Annotated in this window: 1 protein-coding gene; it reads left to right on the plus strand. The window is 38.1% G+C overall.

All coding sequences use genetic code 11. From position 1 onward, the window contains the following. Positions 1-430: citrate/2-methylcitrate synthase (locus FK529_RS20965; RefSeq protein WP_369122207.1), on the plus strand; the 430-nt coding region annotated here is incomplete at its 5' end. Between the last annotated feature and the right edge of the window lie 114 nt (positions 431-544).

Below are 544 nucleotides of genomic sequence, written 5' to 3' on the forward strand. Positions count from 1 at the left end.
TGATGTTAGCAATATCGATAAATTTATTGCAAAAGCAAAAGATAAGAATGATCCATTCCGTTTAATGGGCTTTGGGCATCGTGTTTATAAAAACTTCGACCCACGTGCACGTATCATTAAAGGTATCGCTGATGAAGTATTGGCGAAATATGGTAACGATCCATTGATGGAGATTGCGGTTAAACTTGAAGAGATCGCGCTTAAAGATGAGTACTTCGTAGAGCGTAAACTCTATCCGAACGTGGACTTCTACTCAGGTATTATCTATAAAGCATTAGGAATTCCTGTTGAGATGTTTACACCAATGTTCGCAATCGCACGTACAAGTGGTTGGATTAGCCATTGGGCAGAGATGATTTCTGATCCTCATATGAAGATTGGTCGTCCACGTCAACGTTATATCGGTCCAAAGATTCGTGATGTAAAATAAGCTCTCGATAGAGATTGTTTTCGATCGTTTTTGGAACGATTATCTTCTCAAGTTGAAATTTGAGTGATAACAATAAATAATAGGAAGGTGTAGCTATTTTGTAGTTACGCCTTT

The organism is Tsukamurella asaccharolytica (assembly GCF_007858435.1).
Taxonomy (GTDB): domain Bacteria; phylum Actinomycetota; class Actinomycetes; order Mycobacteriales; family Mycobacteriaceae; genus Tsukamurella; species Tsukamurella asaccharolytica.